The organism is Pseudomonas helmanticensis (assembly GCF_900182985.1).
Classification (GTDB): Bacteria; Pseudomonadota; Gammaproteobacteria; order Pseudomonadales; family Pseudomonadaceae; genus Aquipseudomonas; species Aquipseudomonas helmanticensis.
On record NZ_FXUY01000002.1, the window covers coordinates 1,162,888 to 1,187,520 of the forward strand.

Sequence of the window (24,633 nt, forward strand, 5' to 3'; positions counted from 1 at the left end):
TCGATTCATTGTCTGCACCGTCGCCTTCGCGAGCAAGCCCGCTCCCACACGGGGTACGCATTCCAAATGTGGGAGCGGGCTTGCTCGCGAAGAGGCCTTCACAAACGGCACACCTCTAGCGCCTTCGCGCGCATTTAATGTTCGAAAATTTTCTTTTCCCTGCCCTTCGATGAGTTTTTTCAATCGAACGTGACTGGCTGCGCGCGTCTTTATGGGCTACCATTTTCGCAAATGAACATTAATGTTCGATTTCCAAGACAGAAAATCAAAAGAGCCCGAGGCCAGCCGATGTCCACCTCTACCTTGCGTACGCCCCCAATCTCCGAGATCTACGACATCGCCGTCATCGGCGGCGGGATCAATGGCGTGGGAATCGCAGCGGATGCCGCCGGTCGCGGTCTCTCGGTGTTCCTTTGCGAAAAGGACGACCTCGCCAGCCACACTTCGTCGGCCAGCAGCAAGCTGATCCACGGTGGCCTGCGCTACCTCGAACATTACGAATTCCGTCTGGTGCGTGAAGCGTTGGCCGAGCGCGAAGTGTTGCTGGCCAAGGCGCCGCACATCGTCAAGCCTATGCGTTTCGTGTTGCCGCACCGTCCGCACCTGCGTCCGGCGTGGATGATTCGTGCCGGCCTGTTCCTGTATGACAACCTCGGCAAACGCGAAAAACTGCCGGGTTCGAAAAGCCTGAAGTTCGGCGCCGACAGCGCGTTGAAAAGCGAAATCAAGAAAGGCTTCGAATACTCCGATTGCTGGGTCGACGACGCCCGCCTCGTAGTACTCAATGCCATGGCCGCCCGCGAAAAAGGCGCCCACGTGCACACCCAGACCCGTTGCGTTAGCGCCCGGCGCGCCAAAGGCCTGTGGCACCTGAACCTGGAACGTGCCGACGGCAGCCTGTTTTCGATCACCGCCAAGGCACTGGTCAACGCGGCAGGCCCGTGGGTTGCCAAGTTCATCCGTGATGACCTGAAGATGGAATCGCCGTACGGCATCCGTCTGATTCAGGGCAGCCACGTCATCGTGCCGAAACTGTACGAAGGCGATCACGCGCACATTCTGCAAAACGAAGATCAGCGCATCGTTTTCACCATTCCGTACCTGAACCACTTCACTCTGATCGGCACCACCGACCGTGAATACACCGGTGATCCGGCGAAAGTGGCAATCACCGATGGCGAAACCGAGTACTTGCTGAAAGTGGTCAACGCGCACTTCAAGCAGCAGATCAGCCGCGACGACATTCAACACAGCTACTCGGGCGTACGCCCGCTGTGCAACGACGAATCCGACAACCCGTCGGCCGTTACCCGCGACTACACCCTGGCCTTGTCGGGCAACAGCGAAGAAGCGCCACTGCTTTCGGTTTTTGGCGGCAAGCTGACCACCTACCGCAAACTCGCCGAATCGGCGATGGCGCAACTGCTGCCGTTCTTCACCCAGATGCGCCCGAGCTGGACAGCCACGGCCACCCTGCCCGGCGGCGAAGACATGACCACGCCACAGGCCTTGAGCGCACTGATTCGCGACAAGTTCGACTTCGTGCCGAGCGAGATCGCGCGTCGCTGGTCGACCACCTACGGCAGCCGCACCTGGCGCATGCTCGAAGGCGTGGAAACCCTCGCCGACATGGGCGAACACCTCGGTGGCGGGCTCTACACCCGCGAAGTCGACTACCTGTGCAGCGAAGAGTGGGCGACCACTGCGCACGACATTCTCTGGCGCCGTAGCAAGCTGGGGTTGTTCACCACTCCGGCTGAGCAGGAGAAGCTTGCGGCGTATCTGGGTAAGGTCGAACACAACCGTAGCAAGATTGAAGCGGCGTGATCTGAACATCGGTTAAACAAAAAGCCCCTGAATCGTAAGGTTCAGGGGCTTTTTTGTTTTGTGGGTTTTATTGAATCTGATTGAGTCAGTCAGATCTTTTTCCCCTCACCCCAGCCCTCTCCCCCAAGGGGTAGAGGGGGAAGGGAGCCGATCTTCATGGGCTTCAAGATCTAAGTTCGACTCGTTATCTCACGTCGGCGTAACTCCACCATCCACCCCGGTCAGTCCCCTCTCCCTCCGGGAGAGGGCTAGGGTGAGGGGCTCTTCACCGTTCGGTTTTCCGAACGAGACTCCCTGGTCAATTCGGTTAACCGGATCCACCCATACAAAAAAATCCGCCATAGAACTTTAATCACCTTATAAATCATCAACTTAACCAATCGAGACTGGTCTGGCACGACTCATGCTCTACACTCTCTCGACGAATGCCTGTTGAGCCAACACTTCAGGAGCCGTCAGGCATTCGAAGCACAAAAGGGCCGACGAACTGGCTCCATAAAAAAAACAATGTCGAGGAAAATTTGATGCGCATCGTTCCCCATATCCTGGGCGCAGCCATTGCTGCCGCTCTGATCAGCACGCCAGTTTTCGCCGCCGAACTCACCGGCACCCTGAAGAAAATCAACGAATCCGGCACCATCACGCTCGCTCACCGCGACAGCTCCATTCCGTTTTCCTACATTGCAGACGCTTCGGGCAAACCAGTGGGCTACTCCCACGACATTCAGATGGCTATCGTTGAAGCCCTGAAAAAAGACCTGAACAAACCCGACCTGCAAGCCAAGTACAACCTCGTCACCTCGCAAACCCGTATCCCGCTGATCCAGAACGGCACCGCGGACCTCGAGTGCGGCTCCACCACCAATAACACCGAACGCGCTCAGCAAGTCGACTTCACCGTCAACATCTTCGAAATCGGCACCCGTCTGCTGGTCAAGAAAGACAAGGATGGCAAGCCGTCCTACGCTGACTTTGCCGACCTGAAAGGCAAGAACGTCGTGACCACCGCCGGCACCACGTCCGAGCGCATCATCAAAGCGATGAACGCCGACAAGCAGATGGGCATGAACGTCATCTCCGCCAAGGACCACGGCGAATCCTTCAACATGCTGGAAAGCGGCCGCGCCGTTGCCTTCATGATGGACGACGCCCTGCTGGCCGGCGAAGAAGCCAAGGCCAAGAAGCCTGATGACTGGGTCATCACCGGTACTCCACAGTCCTTCGAAGCCTACGCCTGCATGGTTCGCAAAGACGACCCGGCCTTCAAGAAAGCCGTGGATGACGCAATTGTCGGCCTGTACAAGTCCGGCGAGATCAACAAGATCTACAGCAAGTGGTTCGAGAGCCCGATCCCACCTAAAGGCCTGAACCTCAACTTCCCGATGAGCGACAAGGTCAAGGAGCTGATCGCCAATCCGAGCGACAAGCCAGCGCCTGACGTAAAAATCTGACTCTGATCTAACCTTATCGCCTGAGGGAACCGACTCTCCCTCAGGCGTCAGTTACTACCTGCTGGCTTTGTTTTGGAACACTCGACCTGGCGGTTTCCGAGCCGATCGCGTGTGCCTGGCGTTCAACGTCGGGCGGGAAAGGATCTTCCCCAAACAGGTACTTGTACATCGATCGATCTCGAGGGGAGACCCTAATGAATTACAACTGGGACTGGGGCGTGTTCTTCAAGTCCACCGGCGTTGGCAGCGAGACTTATCTCGACTGGTACATCGCGGGTCTGGGCTGGACCATTGCTATCGCTGTCGTGGCATGGATTGTCGCCTTGTTGCTTGGCTCCGTTCTGGGGGTCATGCGTACCGTGCCGAACCGCATCGTATCGGGCATCGCGACCTGCTACGTCGAACTGTTTCGTAACGTGCCGCTGCTGGTTCAGCTGTTCATCTGGTACTTCCTGGTACCCGACCTGCTGCCGCAAAACCTGCAGGACTGGTACAAGCAAGACCTCAACCCGACCACCTCGGCGTACCTGAGCGTTGTCGTCTGCCTGGGTCTGTTCACCGCCGCCCGCGTCTGCGAGCAAGTGCGTACCGGCATCCAGGCGCTGCCTCGCGGCCAAGAGTCCGCCGCCCGCGCCATGGGCTTCAAGCTGCCGCAGATCTACTGGAACGTGCTGCTGCCCCAGGCCTACCGCATCATCATTCCGCCGCTTACCTCGGAATTCCTCAACGTCTTCAAGAACTCCTCCGTGGCGTCCTTGATCGGCCTGATGGAACTGCTGGCGCAAACCAAACAGACCGCCGAATTCTCGGCCAACCTGTTTGAAGCCTTCACCCTGGCCACGCTGATCTACTTCACCCTGAACATGAGCCTGATGTTGCTGATGCGCATGGTCGAGAAGAAAGTCGCGGTGCCCGGCCTGATCTCCGTGGGGGGTAAATAATGGACTTCGATTTCAGCGGCATCATCCCCGCTATCCCGGGCCTGTGGAACGGCATGGTCATGACCTTGCAGTTGATGGTCATGGGCGTGGTCGGCGGCATCGTGTTGGGGACGATCCTGGCACTGATGCGCCTGTCGTCCAGCAAACTGCTGTCACGCGTGGCCGGCGCTTATGTGAACTACTTCCGCTCGATCCCGCTGCTGCTGGTGATCACCTGGTTCTACCTGGCGGTGCCGTTCGTGCTGCGCTGGATCACCGGCGAAGACACGCCGATTGGCGCGTTCACCTCCTGCGTCGTGGCTTTCATGATGTTCGAAGCCGCGTACTTCTGTGAAATCGTCCGGGCCGGCGTGCAGTCGATCCCCAAAGGCCAGATGGCCGCCGCGCAGGCGATGGGCATGAGCTACGGCCAGACCATGCGCCTGATCATCCTGCCTCAGGCGTTCCGCAAGATGACCCCGTTGCTGCTGCAACAGTCGATCATTCTGTTCCAGGACACCTCGCTGGTTTACACCGTGGGCCTGGTGGACTTCCTCAACTCCGCCCGCTCCAACGGCGACATCATTGGCCGCTCCAACGAGTTCCTGATTTTCGCCGGTGTCGTCTACTTCATCATCAGCTTTTCCGCCTCGCTGCTGGTCAAGCGTCTGCAAAAAAGGTTCGCCGTATGATCTCTATCAAGAACATCAACAAGTGGTATGGGGACTTCCAGGTGCTGACTGATTGCAGCACCGAGGTCAAAAAAGGCGAAGTGATCGTGGTCTGCGGCCCGTCCGGTTCGGGTAAATCGACCCTGATCAAATGCGTCAATGCGCTGGAGCCGTTCCAGAAAGGCGACATCGTCGTCGACGGTACTTCAATTGCCGACCCAAAGACCAATCTGCCAAAACTGCGTTCGCGCGTGGGCATGGTGTTCCAGCATTTCGAACTGTTCCCGCACCTGACCATCACCGAAAACCTGACCATTGCGCAGATCAAAGTGTTGGGCCGCAGCAAGGAAGAGGCGACCAAGAAAGGTCTGCAGTTGCTTGAGCGCGTCGGCTTGTCCGCACACGCCCACAAATATCCGGGGCAACTGTCCGGTGGTCAGCAACAGCGCGTGGCGATTGCCCGTGCGCTGGCGATGGACCCGATCGTCATGCTGTTCGACGAACCGACCTCGGCGCTCGACCCGGAAATGGTTAACGAAGTACTCGACGTGATGGTGCAACTGGCCCACGAAGGCATGACCATGATGTGCGTGACCCACGAAATGGGCTTCGCCCGTAAAGTGGCCGACCGGGTGATTTTCATGGACGCCGGCAAGATCATCGAAGACTGCCCGAAAGAGGAATTCTTCGGCGACATCAGCGCCCGCTCCGAACGCGCGCAGCACTTCCTCGAGAAAATCCTGCAGCACTAAAACCACCACCGCCGGCCCCCTGTAGGAGCTGCCGCAGGCTGCGATCTTTTGACTTTGTTTTTAAAGATCAAAAGATCGCAGCCTACGGCAGTTCCTACAGGGGAATGGCAAGGTCTGTTGTGGTGGTTGACCCAAGGCATCTGTGATGAAATGCGACCCCAATCTCTATCGCGCCGCGCCGCCATCACTTGCCGTGAAGCCCCGTCTGATTCGTCATTTGTTCCTGCCGCCGCTGATCATCACCCTGATGATCGGACTGGGTTTCATCGGCTTCTGGACCAGTGAACATTTCGGCATCCGCAGCCTCGGCGAGAACGGCCAGCGTCAGTTGGAATTGCACGCCCGCGCCGTCGAAAGCGAGATCAGCAAATACACCTATCTGCCCAGCCTGCTGGAACTCGAAACCAGTGTCCCGCAGTTGCTGGCCGACCCGACCCCGGAACACCGGCAAACGGTCAACGCCTACCTTGAAGGCCTGAACCGGCGCAGCCGCAGTCGGGCCATCTACGTGATGGACACCACCGGCCGTGTCATGGCCACCAGCAACTGGCGCGATGTCGACAGTTATCTCGGTGAAGACCTGTCCTTCCGCGCCTACTTTCAGCGCGCCGTGCGTGGCGAACCTGGTCGTTTCTACGGGATCGGCAGCACCAATGGCGAGCCGGGTTACTACCTCGCCCACGGCCTCGAAGAACACGGCAAGATCATTGGCGTCGCCGTGGTCAAGGTGCGCCTGGAAGCCATGGAAGAACGCTGGCAGCGAGCGCGTCTCGAAGCGTTCGTCAGCGATGAAAACGGCATCATCATTCTCTCCAGCGATCCCGCCCGACGGCTCAAGTCAGTCATTCCGCTGAGCGAAGAGACCAAAGAGAAACTCGCCCGCAGCCTGCAGTATTACTGGTTCCCGCTCAATGAACTGCAACCGCTGGCGCGCGAGACGTTGTCTGAGGGTGTGGAGAAACTCACCTTCCCCGCCAACAGCGAACTGCAGTCCGACGAAGACGACATCAGCTATCTGGCGCAAACCCGGCCACTGACCGACACACCGTGGAATTTCACCCTGCTCACGCCGTTGCAGGATCTGCGCCGCGAAGCGATCAACCAGGGCATTCTCGTCGCCGTCGCGTTTGCGCTGGTGGCGTTCCTGCTGATCGCCTGGAACGAGCGGCGCAAGGTCATCGCCACCCGCCTCGCCGCCCGCGAGGCCTTGCAGGAAGCCAACAATCAACTGGAGCGTCGGATTACCGAACGCACCACCGACCTGCGCGCGAGCAACGAGCGTCTGAAGAGTCAGATCCGCGAACGCCGTCAGGCCGAAGAGACCTTACGCCGCGCGCAGGATGAGCTGGTGCAGGCCGGCAAGCTTGCGGCGATCGGCCAGATGTCGACCAGCATCGCCCACGAATTGAACCAGCCACTGGCAGCGATGCGCACGCTGTCCGGCAATACCATTCGCTTTCTGGAGCGCGGCCAACTCGATGTCGCCAGTACCAATCTGAAGACCATCAACGACTTGATCGATCGTATGGGCCGCATCACCGCCAGCCTGCGCTCGTTCGCCCGGCGCGGCGACAATCAGGGCCAGGCCAGCCTCGGCAAAGCTGTCGACGCGGCGCTGCAAGTGCTCGGCGCTCGGGTCGAAAGCGCCGCGTTGCAGGTGCATCGGCAATTCATCGACGTCCAGGTGCAGATCGACCAGACCCGCCTCGAACAGATTCTGGTCAACCTGATCGGCAACGCCCTCGACGCCATGCAGGCGCAACCACAACCTGAACTGTGGCTGGAGGGCGAAGAATTCAACGGCAAGTATCGCCTGCGTGTACGCGACAACGGGCACGGCATCGATGCCGAAGCGCGCAAGCATCTGTTCGAACCGTTCTTTACAACCAAACTTGGCGAACAGGGCCTGGGTCTCGGCTTGACCCTTTCCGCCAGCTTCGCCGCCGCCACCGGCGGGCATCTGGGTGTCGAACACCCGGCCAGCGGTGGTACCACCTTTGCCCTCAGTTTACCGTTGGTAAGCCCTACACCTGCCGAGCCAATATGAACCCCGAACTTAGTGTGCTGATCGTCGAAGACGACCCCCATGTGCTGCTCGGCTGCCAGCAGGCGCTGACGCTGGAAGACATTCCCTGCGTCGGCGTCGGCAGTGCCGAAGAAGCGCTGGAACGGGTCGGCGACAACTTTGCCGGCATCGTCATCAGCGACATTCGCCTGCCAGGCATCGATGGCCTGGAACTGCTGACCCGCCTCAAGCAACGTGATCGCAGCCTGCCGGTGGTATTGATCACCGGCCACGGCGACATTTCCATGGCTGTCGGCGCGATGCAGAAAGGCGCCTACGACTTCATGGAGAAACCGTTCTCGCCGGAACGTCTGGTCGATGTCGCACGGCGAGCGCTGGAGCAACGCAGCCTTGCCCGCGAAGTGTCGTCGCTGCGCCGGCAACTGGCCGAACGCGATTCCCTTGAAGGCCGCATCATCGGTCGCTCACCGGCCATGCAGAACCTGCGCGAACTGATCGCCAACGTCGCCGACACTTCGGCCAACGTATTGATCGAAGGCGAGACCGGCACCGGCAAGGAACTGGTCGCGCGTTGCCTGCACGATTTCAGTCGTCGTCACAGCAAACAGTTCGTCGCGCTGAACTGCGGCGGTCTGCCGGAGAACCTCTTCGAAAGCGAGATTTTCGGCCACGAGGCCAACGCCTTCACCGGCGCGGGCAAACGGCGCATCGGCAAGATCGAACACGCCGACGGCGGCACGCTGTTCCTCGACGAAGTGGAAAGCATGCCGCTGCCGTTGCAGATCAAATTGCTGCGCGTGTTGCAGGAGCGCACTCTCGAACGCCTCGGTTCGAACCAGAGCGTGGCGGTGGATTGCCGGGTGATCGCGGCGACCAAATCCGACCTCGACGAATCGAGCAAGTCCGGCGAATTCCGTAGCGATCTGTACTATCGACTCAACGTGGTGACGCTGGAATTGCCGCCACTGCGCGAGCGCCGCGAAGACATCCTGCAGCTGTTCGAACACTTCACCCAACAGTCGGCCTTGCGTTTTGATCGCGCGCTGCCGGAGCTGGACAACCAGACCCTGTCAAATTTGATGAGCCACGACTGGCCGGGCAACGTGCGTGAACTGCGCAACGTCGCCGAGCGTTTTGCCCTCGGTTTGCCAGCGTTCAAGAAGTCCGGTGCCAGCAGTGGCGCACAGGGCCTGGCATTCGCCGAAGCGGTGGAAGCGTTCGAGCGCAACCTGCTCAACGACGCCTTGCAGCGCAGCGGCGGCAACCTGACCCAGGCGAGTCTCGAGCTGGGCATGGCCAAGACCACGCTGTTCGACAAAGTCAAAAAATACGGCCTGAGCCATTAAGCGAGAACCACGTGGACCTGATTTTCAAAGCCTTGTTGGGCGCAGCGGTGGTGGTGATCATCGCAGCGCTGTCGAAAACCAGAAACTATTACATCGCCGGGCTGATACCGCTGTTTCCGACGTTTGCGCTGATTGCGCATTACATCGTTGGCAAGGGGCGCTCGATTGAAGATCTGAAGACCACGATCGTGTTCGGCATGTGGTCGATCATTCCGTACTTTATCTATCTGGCGACGCTGTACGTGATGGTTGATCGATTGCGGCTTGAAGCGTCACTGGCCGTGGCGGCGGTGGCGTGGTTGATGGCCGCCACTGTTTTGGTGACCGTTTGGGTTCGGCTGCACAGCTGACCCTCACCCCAGCCCTCTCCCAGAGGGAGAGGGGGCCGACCGAGGTGTCGCTCAAGTTACATCGACCTGAAAAACCGAGTCGATTATGGCTTCAGCGAAGCACCCTCAGGTCGGCGTATCACTCCAGCATCCCCCATTCAGTCCCCTCTCCCTCTGGGAGAGGGCTAGGGTGAGGGGCTTTTGCTCTTCAGTTGACGGTGCCGCCCTTGGACTCGGCCATGATCTGCCGAATCGCCCCGACAAATGTCTCCACCGGCTGCCCGCCCGTCACCGCGTACTGACCGTTGAACACCACCGTCGGCACCGAACTCACTCCGCGTTGCAGCCACAGCTGCTCTTCTTCACGCACCTCATCGGCGAACTTGTCCGACGCCAGAATCGTCTCCGCACGCTGGCGATCCAGGCCGACACTCTCGGCGATCTGCACCAGTTGCCGGTGATCCGACGGATTGCCGCCATCGCTGAAATAGGCCTTGAACAACGCCTCTTTCAACGGCAACTGCGCACCTTCAAGCGCCGCCCAATGCAACAAGCGGTGCGCATCGAAAGTGTTGTAGATGCGGCTGTTGCCATCGGTGCGAAAGGCAAATCCAAGCTCGGCACCCCGCGCACGAATCGCCTCGCGATTCTTTTGCGACTGCTCCGGCGTCGAGCCGTATTTTTCCTGGATGTGTTCGGCGATGTTCTGCCCGTCAGTGCCCATTTTCGGATTCAACTCGAACGGCTGGAAACGGATCTCGGCCTGCACTTCGTTGCGCAGAATCTCCAGCGCTTCAAGCAAGCCATACAAGCCGACGACACACCACGGGCAAGAGACGTCGCTGACAAAATCGATCTTCAAAGCAGAACTCATCACACACCTCGCAGGGGAATTCGTGAGGGAAAGTTCGCACGATACACCCTGACGCCCCTGTAGGAGCTGCCGCAGGCTGCGATCTTTTGACTTTGTTTTTCAAGATCAAAAGATCGCAGCCTGCGGCAGCTCCTACACGGGGAATGCGTTCCAATGTGGAAGCGAGCCTGCTCGCGATAAGGCGCCGCAACCCCTGGTTACAGCAGATTCCCGCCCACCACCGGCTCAATCTGCGCCCAGTGCGAAGTGTCTTCACGATGCGCCTGCAAATACGGCAGCACCGCCGCCAGCAACGGCTCTTTGAACGCCTCTTGAAAACGATGCGCCAGACCCGGAATCAGCTTCAACTGACTGCCGCGAATATGCGCCGCCAGATGCACGCCATGCATCACCGGCAGCAATGGATCTGCCGTGCCATGCACCACCAGCGTCGGCACCCGCAACTGATTGAGCAGCGCCACCCGGCTCGGTTCGGCGAGGATCGCCATGATCTGCCGCTTCACGCCCTCAGGATTGAACGCGCGGTCGTAGGACGCCGCCGCCTGTTGCAGCAATGCTTGCCGATCGTCACTGACCGCCGGGCTACCCAGTGCTGCCAACAAATCAGCCTGCTGCTCCAGCGCGGCCTGCCGATTCGGTGCGCCGCGTCGCGACAGCAATTGCACCAGCGCCGCGCTCGGCGCCGGCAACCCTTCGGCGCCGGAAGTGGTCATGATCAGCGTCAGGCTCTCGACTCGCTGCGGCGCCATCGCCGCCATGTGCTGGGCGATCATCCCGCCCATGCTGGCACCCAGCACATGAAATTGCTCGACGTGCAGCGCATCCATCAAACCCAACGCATCGTCGGCCATGTCGGTCAGGCTATAGGGCGCCGCCACTGGCAGACCAAGTTTGTAGCGCAGCACTTCAAACGTCAGGTTGGCCTCGGCCGGTGCCTGGCGCCAGGTCGACAGACCGACATCGCGGTTGTCGTAGCGGATCACCCGAAAGCCTTGCTGACACAGAGCCACCACGACTTCATCCGGCCAATGGATCAACTGCCCGCCCAGCCCCATCACCAACAGCAACGCCGGATCCGAGGCGCGACCGATGCTCTGGTACGCCAGGCTCACCTGCGCCAGATCGACCCTTTCGGTCGGTACATTGACATCGCAACGCGAAGCCGCCATCGACGGCAGGCCGAACATGAGCGCGGCCAACAGGAAAAATAAACGCATGAAAAACACCGAAACGCAGAACCCCAGTAGAGCGCGAGTCTGATGAAGTTTGTTCAAGCGCGCTGCCACAGTTGCGTGACAGTTTGATGAAGTTTGCCGAATGGTCATGCACTCATGCTCGCGACAACCCGCGTGACCTCGACACTTTTTGAAACGAACGCGGCAAAAAGCGATAAATATGTACCGCAGATGCCAGTGACGGCTCGCCTCTAATGGCATGAAGACCGGGATTAGCCGGCCTTCATGTTTTCTGGAGCCTGTCGCATGTCCGATACCCCTTCTACGGCCGATTTCGGCCTGGACCAGCCTCTGCGGTCGAACCTCGATCAAAACCTTTACCTGAGCGCTGGCGCACGTCTGCGTAACTGTCACCGCCAGTGGCTGGACCTCATGGCCCGGTTTCCGACCGGCAGCGACCGCGACTGGAGCCTGCGTGCAACCGGCACACCACTGTCGCGCCGGGATCAGGCCCTGCGCATCTACCGTCAGCATTTCGAGGCGGCCAGCCAGATCGCCTGTGCAGAAGGGGTGATCAGCATCGGACAATTGCAGACATTATCGGCGGCCGTCGATCCTTCAACAGCGGTCACACCCGACGTGCATATCGCGCAGCTTCAGCTCAAACGTGCCGATGACAGCCACGTCTCGTTGCCGGGTGCATTGCTATTGCGCATTGGCAACGATTCGCCCGGCTGTCATCTGTATCTGCCTTCATACTCGCCAGCCTTGAGTCTCTTCAGGCGACACGCCGATCTGCAGCGCTGGCTGATCGAACATTGCCAGAAACACAGCCGGCTGCCGCGACTGGAGGCAGTAATGCTGGCAGAAGTCGCGCTCGATCTCGACCCACTCAAGTGCAACCTCGAATTACTTTTCAATCTGTTGCCCAATGCGCACCCTTCGCCCACATGGCCCGACTTGTCGAGCCTGATCGCCGAACCACCCTTGCCAACTCCCGATGAAGCAGTGCCTGTCGACGACCCGGCCCTGTTCGGTCTGCTGAACCCCGACATTCCTTTCAGCCAGCGCAGCCAGGCATTGGCCCTTGAACAGAAAGCCCTCGAACAGTTACTCGGCGATGCCGTGGCTGCCAGCCTGAACACCCCGCAGCGGCAGAAACTGACGCAACAGTTCGACGCCTTGAGCGAGGCGCAAAACGCCAGCCATAACGCGGCTTCAGCGTTGCTCGAGCACCGCGCTCCGCTGAAAATGCTCGAACTGCGTCACGCCACCAATGCCCATTACCACTCCCTGCATCAGGCCCGCTTGCGCGGCTTGCGCGCCGAGGTCGAACTGCAACTGACGCTCAATCAGCTCTCCGTCGATGAGCACCAGCGAATCATTGCCTTGCTGGACGCGCCCGAGCAGACACTGAGTTCCCCGGAAACGGTAATTGCCCGTGTGACTCTGTCGGCAATGGCAGATGACCACTCGAAGGTTGAAGATCTAACCGGTGTCCTGGTCATCGCCGCACCCTGGGCGCTGGAGCCGGATGCCACTGAAAGCCTGTTGCTCTACTGGCCCGGGCAGTTCGGCGGACTGCAGCGGTTCAGTTCTCGCCAGGCGCTGGAACAAAAGCTGTTCAAGCACTCGGCCAATGACCAGAAATCACTGTTGCAACTGACGCCGGTAATCGGCAATCCGTTCGTTTGGGTACTTGAACAGCAGTTGTATCAATGCGAGCAGCAGGCAGCGACCGTCATCAGTGACAATCCACTGCCCTCCCATGCCAGAGAACGGGCGGCCGCGATGGAACAACTGCGCGAACAACATCTCACACGTCTGACCGTGCCCTCGTCCCAGGCACGCGAACTGGCATTCGCCTATCGTCTCGAACAGGAACGCACCGCTGCCCTGGCCGGGAACCTGCCGGCCTGGCTGGACAAACTGGAGAATGCACAAGTTACGCGCATCAAAACGTTGATCCGTGACTACCTCCACGCCATGCAGCGCTCCCATACATTGCTCGAACGCGATCTTCCAGCGCGATCTGCCTTCGGCAAAAAACGCATTGACGCTCGACTGCGCAAGGATTTCTCGCTCAAGCGAAGCGTGACCGTGACGCTGGATTTGCCCGACAGCACCGCCTGGCAGAAAACCCTGATCGACGGCGCAGCGCCCGGCACACCGCAACGCAACACTCTGGTAGGGAGTCTTCGGCGCAGCGAAATGCTGCTCGATGAACTGGCGCAAGACAACATAGACCAGGCGATGTGGTGGCGGCTGTCATTCCTGCGGGTCAAGGTCAGCGCCGAAGATGAGCAGGATCGAAAAGCGGTGGAAAGCGGATTGACTCCGGCTTATTTGCGCAAGTCATTAACGGATCTGGACCTGGCCGGAAATTATGAATCTCTTGTCCGTCAGGCCTTTCTGGGAGCGCCCGACGAATCAGCGTTCGACCTGGCGTATCGGCGCGAATGCCTTAGTGAGCCGTTGAGGCTGATGCTCAAGCTGCAAGGCGAGTTCGCCGTACTGCAACGGCATATCGACAGTGCCGGACACGCGTTGCTGAAGATTGCCATCGATGCCTCGACGCGGGAGGCGTATACCGTCAACGGCAAACGTATCGTGCTGTTGCCTGCACATCTGACCGTCGGCGGCACGGACACCGCCCATCAGGGACCGAGCACCCTGGCCGGGGTGACGTTTATCGTCGAACAGGTCAGCGGTTTGACGCTGCTGTATTTGCCGGACAGCACCGACGGCGTTTTCCTGCGCCAGTACGCCACGCTGGAAGAGGCACGTCTGGATCTGTTCAAACGTTGCGTAGACGCGAGCATGGTCAACTACTTGGCCGGGCGCACCTTGAGCGGCGATTTTGCCACCCATGTCAGCCGGATCAATGAGGCGCAACTGCGCAATTTCCACGCGCTGATCGGCACCGGGCTGGCCTGGCCAACCTCGACGTCACTGGCCACGCACCTGCTCGATGTGCACATGGGCCGAGTGCTGGAAGCTCATCGCAGCAGTTCTCGCTCCAATGACGCTTTGTATCTGGAAACATGCGCACTGAAGTCCGGCACGCTGTTCAACTACCTGAAAATGGCTGTGGGCATGCTGCCATTCATCGGCGCTTCGGTCGCCCTGTATGACGCTTGGAACAGCGCCAATCTGGCGGTTGCGGCGTTTCTGCGCGGAGACATCGGGCACGGTCTGGCGGAAGTCGAATCGGTGTTGTTGTCCCTGATCGATGCCGCCATGGATATTCTTCCAGGCACGGTCTCGGTACCCGCCGCCGTTCGCCTGATACCCCGCCAGCGCCGCGTGACAGCATTGACAACAAAGTCCGGTGCCATGCCGACCTCATGGCAATGGGCGCGCCAGTCACTCGATCGTTTCAAGGGCTACGAGTATGAGTTCGAGATTTCCCTGACGGGTCTGCGAACCGATAGCCACGGCATTTATCGCAATGTCTATCGCCATCCCGATGGGGACTTCATGGTGCGTCAGGGTCGCATCTACCGCATTGAGTTGCACGACACCCCGCGCGGCTGGAGGCTCTATGGCACGTGGGCGCGCTCCTATAAACAGCCGATCGCCCTTGATGAGGCCGGTCAATGGAACACCCATTACGCCGTGCATGGCACGTTGATGGACGGCGGCGGTGCCGGCGGTGGCGCGGCCATCGGGCATTTGGCCAATGGCCTCGACCCGCTCTGGCCCGAATCCATCCGTCAGTGGTTGCCGCGCTGGTGGACCGATCGCCAACTGCGCAGGCAACTGACCCTGACCAACACTGCCGATGCCTGTATCCGGCGCCTTGATAGCCAGACGCGAAGCTCCAACCAACTTCTGGAGCGTTACAACCAACTGTCCATTACCGAGCGAAAAACTCTGGAAGCGACGGTCGACGCAGCCTGTATCAACGATATCGAACTGGCTCAGGAGCTATACCAGAATGTTGCCGAACTAATGCCGCTGAGTCATGGTGGAAAACGCCAGCTCCTCAAAGACATTCAAAGTCGCTGCGCATGGATGCAGGTTGATCGGTCATTGCAGCGCGAGACCATTTCCCGCCAACGCCTGCTTGAGCATCTGGACAATGTCGATGAACTCGTGGCGCAGTCTGATGCGACGCCCGTCGATAACACTCCAGCCCATGTCAGCCTCATGGCACAACGCAAGATTGTGCGCAAAAACTTCCTCAAGGAGTTCGATCACCAGCACGGGCTCATCGAACAGGCCAATCTGTGGAATAGCCGCATCACCAACAAGACGCATAAAGCCAAAATGACGGCGGAACTCGCGCCGCTCAACCTGAGGTTTGGCGAAACCACGCACTATTACCTCAGAACCGCGCACCTTCTGGAGATCATTACCCACTACGAGGCGGTCGCCGACCTGTCCTGGGTCTACTTTCACGTGCAACTCAAAGAAGCCCGGGTCAAGGTCGGACGTGCGCTGCTGACGCAACATCATTTACCTCAAGTTCATGCCAGCCTTGCCCAACGCAACCGTGTGATCGAGGACTGCCTGGAAATCTACGCCGGCTTTCGCCGTCAGTTGAACGCCTGGACGCTGGGTTATCCGCAGCACCTGGATCTCGAGCAGGTCAAGGCGTTTCTCGACGGTCTGACCCAGGTTGAACAGCATGCCCGTCAAGCGATCAAGCAACGTCCCGCGATCAAACCCAAAGAAGCGGGCGGCAAGCAGTTGTTTGAAACCGAGGACAACCAATTGCTGATCGGTATCGAAAGTATTGATGCCGGGACCCGGCAAAAGCGGTTCACCATCGCAGGACTCGACGGTTACCGGGAAACCTGGCTGCCGCGTTCGAGCGGCAAGTACCATCTGGACGCGCAACCCGCGGCCTCTGCTCAATCCTTGCCAACCAACGTACAACCCCTGCTGAGCGAAGCCCGCAAGCGTCTCGCCGCCTTACCCGCCTATAACAGCAAAGTCACCGGTTACGCGCGCCAGGACATGCTGCCAATCGATCTGGAACACATGCTCGGCAGTGAATCGACAGAACTGAGTACCCGTGCGAACGCCATCGCGCGGCTTTCGCCAGACGAGCCGCTGGTCGTGCAATTGCAGGACAAGGCTCAGGAGTTGGTAAGCCTCGGCCGTACGTTGCGCATCGACCAGTCACTGCGCAGCAGAACACCTACCGAGGGATATCTGGACTATCTGCTGCAACAGAAAAAAGTCGATATCCGCAAGGAAGGCGCACTGCGCGCACTGGGCAAACGAGTCGACGGGCGCAAAGACTTTCTCCAGGAGTACGAGGTGCGCGATCTGACCGCTAATCCGCCACGCGCGCTCTGGTATGCGCACTTTCACTACACGTCGGACAAAGTACCTTTCGAGGACTTCGTCAAAGCCCACTTGAAACTGCCCGAGCAGCGCAACCTTGGTCTGCAATGGCAGCAGGCGCAGGCAGCAAGTGGCGCGCAGGTCGAGGCGATCTGGCGTGGCGATGTCGGTAGAGCGCTGGGCATTCGGCACTTTTCAAAGCTGTAGGTAAAAGCGGCGGAGCATCGCCGGTGCTCCGCCGACATACCCCCCGGACACGAAGAAAGGCATGCTGGTCGACAGCTTCACCAACATGAGACAAACTCACCGCAATCACTCTTATCACAAATTTGTTTCATGGAGCCTGCAGTGCTTGAAATCCGTCATCTGAAAACCCTGCACGCCCTGCGCGAAGCCGAAAGCCTGGTCGACGCCGCCGACCGTCTGCACCTGACCCAATCGGCCCTGTCCCACCAGTTCAAGGAACTGGAGGAACGCATGGGCATGCCCTTGTTCGTACGTAAAACCAAACCGGTGCGTTTCACCAGCGCCGGGTTGCGTTTGCTGCAACTGGCTGACGCGACACTGCCGCTGCTGCGCGCCGCCGAACGTGACATCAGCCGGCTGGCGGGTGGCACTGCCGGGCGTCTGCACATGGCCATCGAATGCCACAGCTGCTTTCAGTGGCTGATGCCGACCATCGACCAGTTCCGCGACGCGTGGCCGGAAGTCGAACTCGATCTGGCCTCGGGGTTTTCCTTCGCGCCGCTACCGGCACTCGCCCGTGGCGATCTCGATCTAGTGGTGACTTCCGATCCGCTGGAAATCGCCGGCATCACCTACGTGCCGCTGTTCACCTACGAAGCCATGCTCGCAGTGGCCAATCAACATGCATTGGCGAGCAAACCGTATATCGTCCCCGAAGACCTGCTCAGCGAAACCCTGATCACCTACCCGGTAGAACGCGATCGCCTGGACATCTTCACCCGTTTCCTTGAACCGGCCGACATCGAGCCTGCACAGGTACGCACTTCCGAGCTGACGGTGATGATGATGCAACTGGTTGCCAGCGGCCGTGGCGTCTGCGGCATGCCGCACTGGGCGCTGCATGAGTACAGCTCGCGTGGTTACGTAAAGGCCAAGCGCCTCGGCGAGAAAGGCCTGTTTGCCACCCTGTACGCGGCGATTCGTGCGGACATGCTCGATGCGCCGTACATGCGCGATTTCCTCCTGACCGCCAAGGACACCTCGTTCTCGACCCTGGACGGTGTCAGCGCGGTTCGCTGAGTGTCAAAAATGTTCACTGCAGGTGCTGAATGACCATTGGTCTTGAAACCACCCTCACCTGTCAGGTCTGACAGGTGACACACCGCTGCTATCGCGCTCTGATGGTGCCTGCCCCGAACCGGTTCCGGCACCCTTGGCCCGAGGATAGAAGATGAACAGCACGCTCCATTCATCGCAGGCGAACGAAGCGCTGGCGCTTCTGCCCATGTTCATTCCGGGATGGAGGACGCCCGTGCTGCCGGCTGGAACCCATCACGGCGGCATTCCCCTTAGCATTCATTCGCCGTCCAGCAGCCTGTACATGGTGATTGATCCGCTGACGACGCTTGCGACCACACTGGCCATCGGCGACTCCGTGGAATTGTGGGCCAACGGCAAGCAAACCTCGGTGATCAAGAACATCAGGAAAGGCGAAGAGAACGACCGGATAGAAATGGAATTGCCTTGGGGATGGCTGGTGGATGGCGCCAATACGCTGTTTTACCGGGTGACCCGGCCCAGCGGAAATCACAACGACTCGACCCCGGTGCTGAACGTGCTGTTCCATTACCCGGCTTGCGAAATCACCGTCAGCCATCCGCCCAGTGTCAGCCTGACACAGCTGCCCACATTCACTTTTACCCGCAGTTACCCGCGCCAATATGACGACGTGAGACTGACGGTCGGGACCTGGAGCAAAACAATCCCCTATGTTTTTCCAGCCAATCCGATCACGTACACCCTGACCGCGGCTGAACTCAAGGAGATCGGTGACGGCACGCATCAAGTAAATGCCCGGATCGTCGATCAATTGGGCAACAGCCAGGTGTCGGCGACGGGTTCTATCGTCATCAACACAAAACCGCGGGAATGGGAGGATCACTACACGTCGCTGGCCGATGCCGCCTATAACGGCTGGATCACCCATACCGGCGCGCGCTCCGGCTCTATCCGCCAGTTCCCCATGAGCAATCAATGGGTGACCGCGTTTTTCAACTTCACCGACGTCGGCGCCCCGACCGGTTTTGCCGGGGCGGTGCTCTATCGCGACTTCTCGTTCATCCCCGGACAGTACCGATTCACGTTTGAAGGCACCCATGTTGCCGACAGCCCAGATCCGCACTTGATCAACCCCATCCTGTGCGCAGCGACCAGTCTGGCGACGGCGCCTGGTGACCGCCGTGAAGTGCCCAAGAATGGCATCTGGTACCTTTTTCTGAATGCCTTCACCATCACCGAACGACAGGTGGCACGCCTGTACATCACCAATTCCCAGGATGGCAGCCACGGCAACGACTTCGGTATACGGAACATAAAAGTCGTGCGATTGAACACTGAAGCAGGCGGCGTCATGAGCGCGCCCGAGGCCGATCCCGAACTGCCGGTTTATACCGGACCATTGCCTGACCTTGAATACCCTTGATCAACAGCCGGACAAGGGCGGATCGATTGGTTCGTCCCTGTTCTGTTGCATGCTGACCTCGCGCCACATGTGGATCTTGTCGAAATAGTCTTCGCCCACCCTCACGGCCAAAGGTTCCAGACCAAACTGAATAAACCCGCAGCGCTGATAGAGGTTGAAGGCGGCCTCATTGCCGGCGGTGACCGTCAATTGAATGAGTTTCAAGGCAGGATGCTTCTGCGCTTCGGCGAGTGCCGCCTGGACCAGCTCGAATCCCAGGCCATGCTCGCGGAAGTCGGCCGAGACGTACATGCCGAACAAGGTGGCTTTATGTCGGGCTTTCTCGCGCGGCTCAAAGGCAAGGCCGACGATACCGGCCAGCGTGCCACCTTCAAAAGCGCCGAGCACCACGTCAAGCTTGCTGGTCAGGCGCCCTTCCCACCAGCTCAACGGCATCGCCGCGCGCTCGCGCACGCTGGAAGTGAACGCCTGCGGGTGACGGTCGTAAGCTTCGAGCATCAATTCTCGATAAGCCAGCGCGTGACTGGCGTCCAGCCGTTCGATCCACATGTTCACGCCGTCCTGCGTTGCTCAAGCATCAGCCGCACGGCCAGTGCGCCCAGCACGAACCCCATGAAATAACGCTGTACCGCCAGCCACGTCGGATAGCGTACGAACCAGGAGGCAATGCCTGCCGCAAACACTGCGATCAACAGGTTGACGCAGAAACTGACACTGATCTGGGTCAGGCCGAGGATGATGCTTTGGGTGAACACCGAGCCGTGTTCAGGGCTGATGAACTGTGGAAACACCGAAAGATAGAACACCGCGATTTTCGGGTTCAGCGCACTGGTGAGAAAGCCCATGGTAATCAGTTTGCGCGACGAGTCCGGTGGCAGTTGTTGCGCTTCGAACGGCGACCGCGCGCCGGGTTTTACCGCTTGCCAGGCCAGCCACAACAGGTAGAGCGCACCGGCCCACTTCAACACTTCATAAGCCATCGGCACCGCGAGGAAAACCGCAGTCAGACCGGCGGCCGCCGCAAACAGATGCACAAAGAACCCCGCCACCACGCCCAACAAGGATGTCACCCCGGCCCGGCGTCCCTGGCAGATCGAACGTGAAATCAGATAGATCATGTTCGGCCCCGGTGTCAGTACCATCAGCAACGCGGCGGCGGCGAAAATCAGCAGGTCTTGAAGCGGGATCATGGCAAAGTCCCTTGCGTGGATGATCAGGCAATTGCTGTGAGCGAATGGCGATAAAACGGCAGGATCAGGTCGCGTGTCAATGGCGCCAGATCAACCGCAGGATCAGTGGCCGGATCGATCCAGATGACCTCTTCGATTTCTGCTGCCGGTGTGACCTCAGCGTCGATGGTCAGCTGGAAGATCTCTGCTTGTACAACGAATCCCGGCTCGTTGGCGGCGGGGGCGGAAAACTGGCCGAGAAACGTCGCTTGCGCCGAATCGATCTGCAAACCCAATTCCTCTTCCAGCTCACGTGCCAGCGCATGCACCGGTAACTCGTGCGCTTCGATCTTGCCGCCCGGCTGCATGAACGCCGTGGTGCCGCGCTTGCGCACCAACAGGGTCTGGCCGTCAGTGTTAAGCAACAGCGCTGCGGCGATGCGAATCAGGGCAGGCGTTTGAGTAGAAAAAGTCGACATGGCAGAGAAAGCCTTTGGCGCAAAAACGGCAAGCATCACATGCCTGCCGTTTGTGCGCAAAGCCGTTGCCGACGATCTCAGGTCGCTTCCTGGAAATCCATTTCCGGCGGCTGGCGACGGAAACCGCCGGTGAGTACCGCCAGATACACCACGCCGATGGCCAGCCAGCTTAGCCCCAGATAGACCGCCAGATGATCGAGGCTGACCATCAGCCACAAATCCGCGACCAGACCGATGAACGGAAAGATCAAAAACAGCACCAGCTCACGCGGGCCCTTTTTCTCGCCAGCGATCCAGTAATGGAAGATCACCGACAGGTTGACCAGGCTGAACGCGAGGAACGCGCCGAAATTGATGAATGAAGTAGAAGTCGTCACATCGAGTTTCAGCGCCAATAGCGCCACCACCGCGCAGAGCAGGATGCTGTTGACCGGCGTGCCGAAACGCGCGTGCAGGGTGCCGAAAAACGACTTCGGTAACACCCCGTCGCGGCCCATGGCGAACAACAGCCGTGAACCGCTGGCCTGGGCGGACAGACCGGAGGCGAATTGGCCGACGATCAGACCGACGAGGAAAATCGACACGAACAGATCACCGCCGATGTTGCGGGCAATCTCGTAAGCCGCCGAGTCGACACTGTCGAACTGGAACGACGGATGCGCGATCTGCACAAAATACGACACGCCGACGAAGATCAATCCGCCGATCAAGGTGATCAACATGATTGCCCGGGGAATGGTGCGGCGCGGATCGCGGGTTTCTTCCGTCAGCGTGCTGACCGCGTCAAAACCGAGGAATGAATAACAGGCAATCGCCGCGCCGCTCATGATCAGTGGCATTTGCATGTCACCGTTGAAGAACGGCTTGATCGACCACAGCGGTGTGCTCGCATCGCCGCCGATGTAGTGCACGCAGAGCGCGACGAACGCGATCAGTACGAGGAACTGCACCAGCATCAACAGGGCGTTGATGCCGTTGGCCAGTTTCAGGCCGACGATGTTGATCGCGCTGGTGATGCCGATGAACGCCAGCACCCAGATCCATTGTGGAATCGAGGGGAACGCCGAAGCCAGGTAAGCAGCGCCGATCAGCCAGATCGCCATGGGCAGAAACAGGTAGTCGAGCAGCACCGCCCAACCGGCGATGAAGCCGAGTTTCGGGCTGATCGCCTTGCGCACGTAGCTGTAAGCCGAGCCGGCGACCGGGAACGCGGCCGCCATGCGCCCGTAGCTCATGGCGGTAAAGAACATTGCCACCAGTGCCGCCAGGTAAGCGGCCGGCACCATGCCAGCGGTGGATTGCGCAAGAATGCCGAAGGTGCCGAGGACAATGATCGGCGTCATGTAGGCGATGCCGAACAGCACCACCGACCCTAATGACAGGGTGCGTTGCAAACGAGCCATGAGCGACTTACTCCGAATTTTATTGGATTTATGGCAGAGCCGAGTTCGGCGAATGTTTCGGGTTTGTTTTGTTGTTCTGGTGTTGCTTGAGTTTTTTGTTCGACTTGAAATCTTCTCCCCCTCACCCCAGCCCTCCCGAAACGTCGGACCGCCCCCAAGGGGTAGAGGGGGAAAGGGAGCAGATCTCCATGGGTTTTCAAATCCTGGGTTCGGCCTTGAATTTGCGCTTTCAAATCCTCAGTTCGACTCGGTATTTCAGGTCGGCGTACCTCGAACAATCAACTCGGTCAGTCCCCTCTCCCCCTGGGAGAGGGTTAGGGTGAGGGCGGCAGTTAACGGTGTGGAATCAACAATTCGCGAACACCATCGCCGCGCTCCACCACCTGCCCCGGCAACTTCAATCGCTGGTCATCGAGATAACGGTAATCCTTGCGCGCAATGGCCAGCTGAGTGAAATCCAGCTCGACGCTGAACTGTCCTTGCTCACGTCCGGCTTCAAACAGCAGCGAACCGAGCGGATCCACCAGCGCACTGCCACCGGCAAACATCAAGCCGTCATCGCCTGCTTCCACGCGGTTGACCATCAGCGCAAACGCCTGGTTTTCCTGGGCGCGGGCCATGATCGCGGTGCGGTGCGTCGGGCCGTACGGGTCCATGTTGCCGTTGGTCACGATCAGCAACTCGACACCCAGTTGCGCCAGGGCACGCGCGGTTTCCGGGAACTCGATGTCGTAGCAGATCAACAGGCCGACGCGCACCCCGTTCCACTCGCAGGTGGCGTAACGGTCGCCGGCCTCGAACACACCGCGATCCGACGCCCACAGATGCGTCTTGCGGTATTTCAGGGCGATGCCTTCAGGCGTGATCAATAACGTGGTGTTGAAGAAGCGCCCGTTGTCGTTCTCGGCCATGCCGATCACCACCGCAATGTTGCGCTCGCGAGCGGCCGCCAGCACCGCACTGACGGTCGGCCCATCGACTGGCTCGGCGGTTTGCGCGACAGTCTCGGCGCTCGGGAAGCCCATCAGGTGGGTTTCCGGGAACACCAGCAATTGTGTGTCGGCAGCACACGCGGCAATCGCCGTCAGCGCGCGTTCGAGGTTGTATGCCGTGCCATTGTCACGGCCCGCCAGTTGGGCGAGTTCGACTTTCATGGGAGTTCCTTGTTATGAGCGTCGGGCGCTGAAAGATTGCCCGGTGGCTGTCTGTGGGCCAGTATGCGCAGCAAGCAGCCGGCCAGGGAATCACGCGGCCGGGGTAACCCGATAGGGGTAGTTGCATGACACTCTCGTTTGACGACATCACTTGGCACCGCGCCGTCGGGCAACTGATCGACGCGCTCGACAAGCCAAATTTCTGGGCGCAACTGGTGCGCCTGCTGGATCAGTACGTGCCGTTCGATAGCTGGGTAGCGTTGCTGTTCAGTGCCGATCAGCACCCGCAAGTCTTTGCCGAATGCCCCGGTGAAGATGGCAGTCCTGACCAGTTGTTTCAGGATTATCTGCGTGGTTTGTATCTGCTCGACCCGTTTTACATTGCCTGCCGCGAGCAATCGCGCACCGGTTTGTATCGCCTGTCGGAGGTTGCCCCGGAGCATTTCGAGCTGACCGAGTATTACCAGCGATACTTTCGTCTGAATGTGGTGGCCGACGAAATCCAGTTCAATTGCCAGCTCGAAGGTGAGCGCACGTTGTGCCTGTCACTGGGCAGCGAAAAGCGTTTCAGCGCTGAGCAGATTGCCCTGCTGTCGTTGATTCAGCCGTGGGTGCTCGGCCTGTTACGCCAGCGGCTACCCTATGAAATCAACGAAACCGTAGCGCTCGCCGCCACACCTGCGCAGCCAGACTGGCGCGTGCAACTGGAAGCGTCGGTGCAGCAACTCAAGGGCGCGCAACTGACCGCCCGGGAACTGGACGTCGGGCGTTTGATGCTCAGCGGTTGCTCCAGTAAAGAGATCGCCCGTAAGCTGGAAATCTCCGTAGAAACCGTGAAAGTCCATAAGAAACACATGTACAGCAAGCTGGGGATCAAATCCCAGTCCGAGCTGTTTTCGATTTTTCTTCAGGCACAAAACGCCTGACACGCTTTCCTGTGTCGATGAATCTCCCTGTGGCGAGGGGATTTATCCCCGTCCGGCTGCGCAGCAGTCGTAAAACCTGTGCATGCGGTCTTTCAGTTGAATCGCCGTGATGGTTTTGGGGCTGCTTCGCAACCCAACGGGGATAAATACCCTCGCCACAAAGGC

General features: G+C 59.3%; 19 protein-coding genes. 12 read left to right on the forward strand and 7 right to left on the reverse strand.

What is annotated here, in order from left to right:
- Positions 1-288 precede the first annotated feature (288 nt).
- The 8 genes from glpD (at position 289) to QOL84_RS28075 (ending at position 9,343) form a co-directional block, all read left to right on the forward strand.
- Positions 289-1,827, forward strand: a complete 1,539-nt coding sequence (gene glpD, locus QOL84_RS28040; protein ID WP_283439320.1) for a glycerol-3-phosphate dehydrogenase — start codon at positions 289-291, stop codon at positions 1,825-1,827.
- Between the two features lie 524 nt (positions 1,828-2,351).
- Positions 2,352-3,278, forward strand: a complete 927-nt coding sequence (locus tag QOL84_RS28045; RefSeq protein WP_283439321.1) for a glutamate/aspartate ABC transporter substrate-binding protein — start codon at positions 2,352-2,354, stop codon at positions 3,276-3,278.
- Between the two features lie 194 nt (positions 3,279-3,472).
- Positions 3,473-4,219 carry an amino acid ABC transporter permease gene (locus QOL84_RS28050; RefSeq protein ID WP_129395332.1) on the forward strand — a complete coding sequence of 249 codons (747 nt, stop codon included), beginning with the start codon at positions 3,473-3,475 and terminating at the stop codon, positions 4,217-4,219.
- Positions 4,219-4,890, forward strand: a complete 672-nt coding sequence (locus QOL84_RS28055) for an amino acid ABC transporter permease (RefSeq protein ID WP_129395333.1) — start codon at positions 4,219-4,221, stop codon at positions 4,888-4,890. The genes QOL84_RS28050 and QOL84_RS28055 overlap by 1 nt, the downstream gene beginning before the upstream one ends.
- On the forward strand, positions 4,887-5,621 hold the full coding sequence (locus QOL84_RS28060) for an amino acid ABC transporter ATP-binding protein (RefSeq protein WP_283439322.1): 735 nt from the start codon (positions 4,887-4,889) through the stop codon (positions 5,619-5,621). The genes QOL84_RS28055 and QOL84_RS28060 overlap by 4 nt, the downstream gene beginning before the upstream one ends.
- 145 nt (positions 5,622-5,766) lie before the next feature.
- Complete coding sequence (gene aauS / locus QOL84_RS28065) at positions 5,767-7,668, forward strand: two-component sensor histidine kinase AauS (RefSeq protein WP_283439323.1); 1,902 nt, start codon at positions 5,767-5,769, stop codon at positions 7,666-7,668.
- Positions 7,665-8,993 (forward strand): two-component response regulator AauR, encoded by a 1,329-nt coding sequence (gene aauR, locus QOL84_RS28070; RefSeq protein ID WP_283439324.1) that lies wholly within the window; start codon positions 7,665-7,667, stop codon positions 8,991-8,993. The genes aauS and aauR overlap by 4 nt, the downstream gene beginning before the upstream one ends.
- Before the next feature lie 20 nt (positions 8,994-9,013).
- The gene (locus tag QOL84_RS28075) at positions 9,014-9,343 is read left to right on the forward strand and encodes a GlpM family protein (protein WP_283439488.1); all 330 of its coding nucleotides are present in this window, start codon (positions 9,014-9,016) and stop codon (positions 9,341-9,343) included.
- 187 nt (positions 9,344-9,530) lie between these two features.
- Here the strand turns inward: QOL84_RS28075 and QOL84_RS28080 are convergent, their stop codons facing one another.
- A complete protein-coding gene (locus QOL84_RS28080; RefSeq protein WP_283439325.1) occupies positions 9,531-10,196 on the reverse strand; it encodes a DsbA family oxidoreductase in 666 nt (221 codons plus the stop codon).
- A gap of 197 nt (positions 10,197-10,393) precedes the next feature.
- A complete protein-coding gene (locus tag QOL84_RS28085) occupies positions 10,394-11,413 on the reverse strand; it encodes an alpha/beta fold hydrolase (protein ID WP_283439326.1) in 1,020 nt (339 codons plus the stop codon).
- 264 nt (positions 11,414-11,677) lie between these two features.
- Between QOL84_RS28085 and QOL84_RS28090 the strand changes: the two genes are divergently transcribed.
- The 3 genes from QOL84_RS28090 (at position 11,678) to QOL84_RS28100 (ending at position 19,337) form a co-directional block, all read left to right on the forward strand.
- Positions 11,678-16,876, forward strand: coding sequence for a dermonecrotic toxin domain-containing protein (locus QOL84_RS28090; RefSeq protein ID WP_283439327.1), 5,199 nt, complete (start codon positions 11,678-11,680; stop codon positions 16,874-16,876).
- 141 nt (positions 16,877-17,017) lie between these two features.
- The gene (gene metR / locus QOL84_RS28095; protein ID WP_129395340.1) at positions 17,018-17,935 is read left to right on the forward strand and encodes a transcriptional regulator MetR; all 918 of its coding nucleotides are present in this window, start codon (positions 17,018-17,020) and stop codon (positions 17,933-17,935) included.
- A gap of 151 nt (positions 17,936-18,086) precedes the next feature.
- Entirely contained in the window at positions 18,087-19,337 is a 1,251-nt protein-coding gene (locus tag QOL84_RS28100) for an Ig-like domain-containing protein (protein WP_283439328.1), read from the forward strand.
- Here QOL84_RS28100 and QOL84_RS28105 read toward each other — a convergent pair whose 3' ends face one another.
- The 5 genes from QOL84_RS28105 to QOL84_RS28125 form a co-directional block, all read right to left on the reverse strand.
- Entirely contained in the window at positions 19,338-19,886 is a 549-nt protein-coding gene (locus QOL84_RS28105; protein ID WP_283439329.1) for a GNAT family N-acetyltransferase, read from the reverse strand. It abuts the gene before it with no gap.
- A 2-nt stretch (positions 19,887-19,888) separates the two neighbouring features.
- Positions 19,889-20,527 (reverse strand): LysE family translocator, encoded by a 639-nt coding sequence (locus QOL84_RS28110; protein WP_283439330.1) that lies wholly within the window; start codon positions 20,525-20,527, stop codon positions 19,889-19,891.
- A gap of 23 nt (positions 20,528-20,550) precedes the next feature.
- Positions 20,551-20,985, reverse strand: coding sequence for an NUDIX hydrolase (locus QOL84_RS28115; protein ID WP_283439331.1), 435 nt, complete (start codon positions 20,983-20,985; stop codon positions 20,551-20,553).
- Positions 20,986-21,062: 77 nt separating this feature from the next.
- Positions 21,063-22,388, reverse strand: coding sequence for an APC family permease (locus QOL84_RS28120; protein WP_283439332.1), 1,326 nt, complete (start codon positions 22,386-22,388; stop codon positions 21,063-21,065).
- Positions 22,389-22,720: 332 nt separating this feature from the next.
- Positions 22,721-23,542, reverse strand: coding sequence for a carbon-nitrogen hydrolase family protein (locus QOL84_RS28125; protein WP_283439333.1), 822 nt, complete (start codon positions 23,540-23,542; stop codon positions 22,721-22,723).
- A 125-nt stretch (positions 23,543-23,667) separates the two neighbouring features.
- On the opposite strand from QOL84_RS28125, the gene QOL84_RS28130 reads away from it, so the two are divergent.
- Positions 23,668-24,468, forward strand: coding sequence for a helix-turn-helix transcriptional regulator (locus QOL84_RS28130; RefSeq protein WP_129395346.1), 801 nt, complete (start codon positions 23,668-23,670; stop codon positions 24,466-24,468).
- Positions 24,469-24,633: the final 165 nt, after the last annotated feature.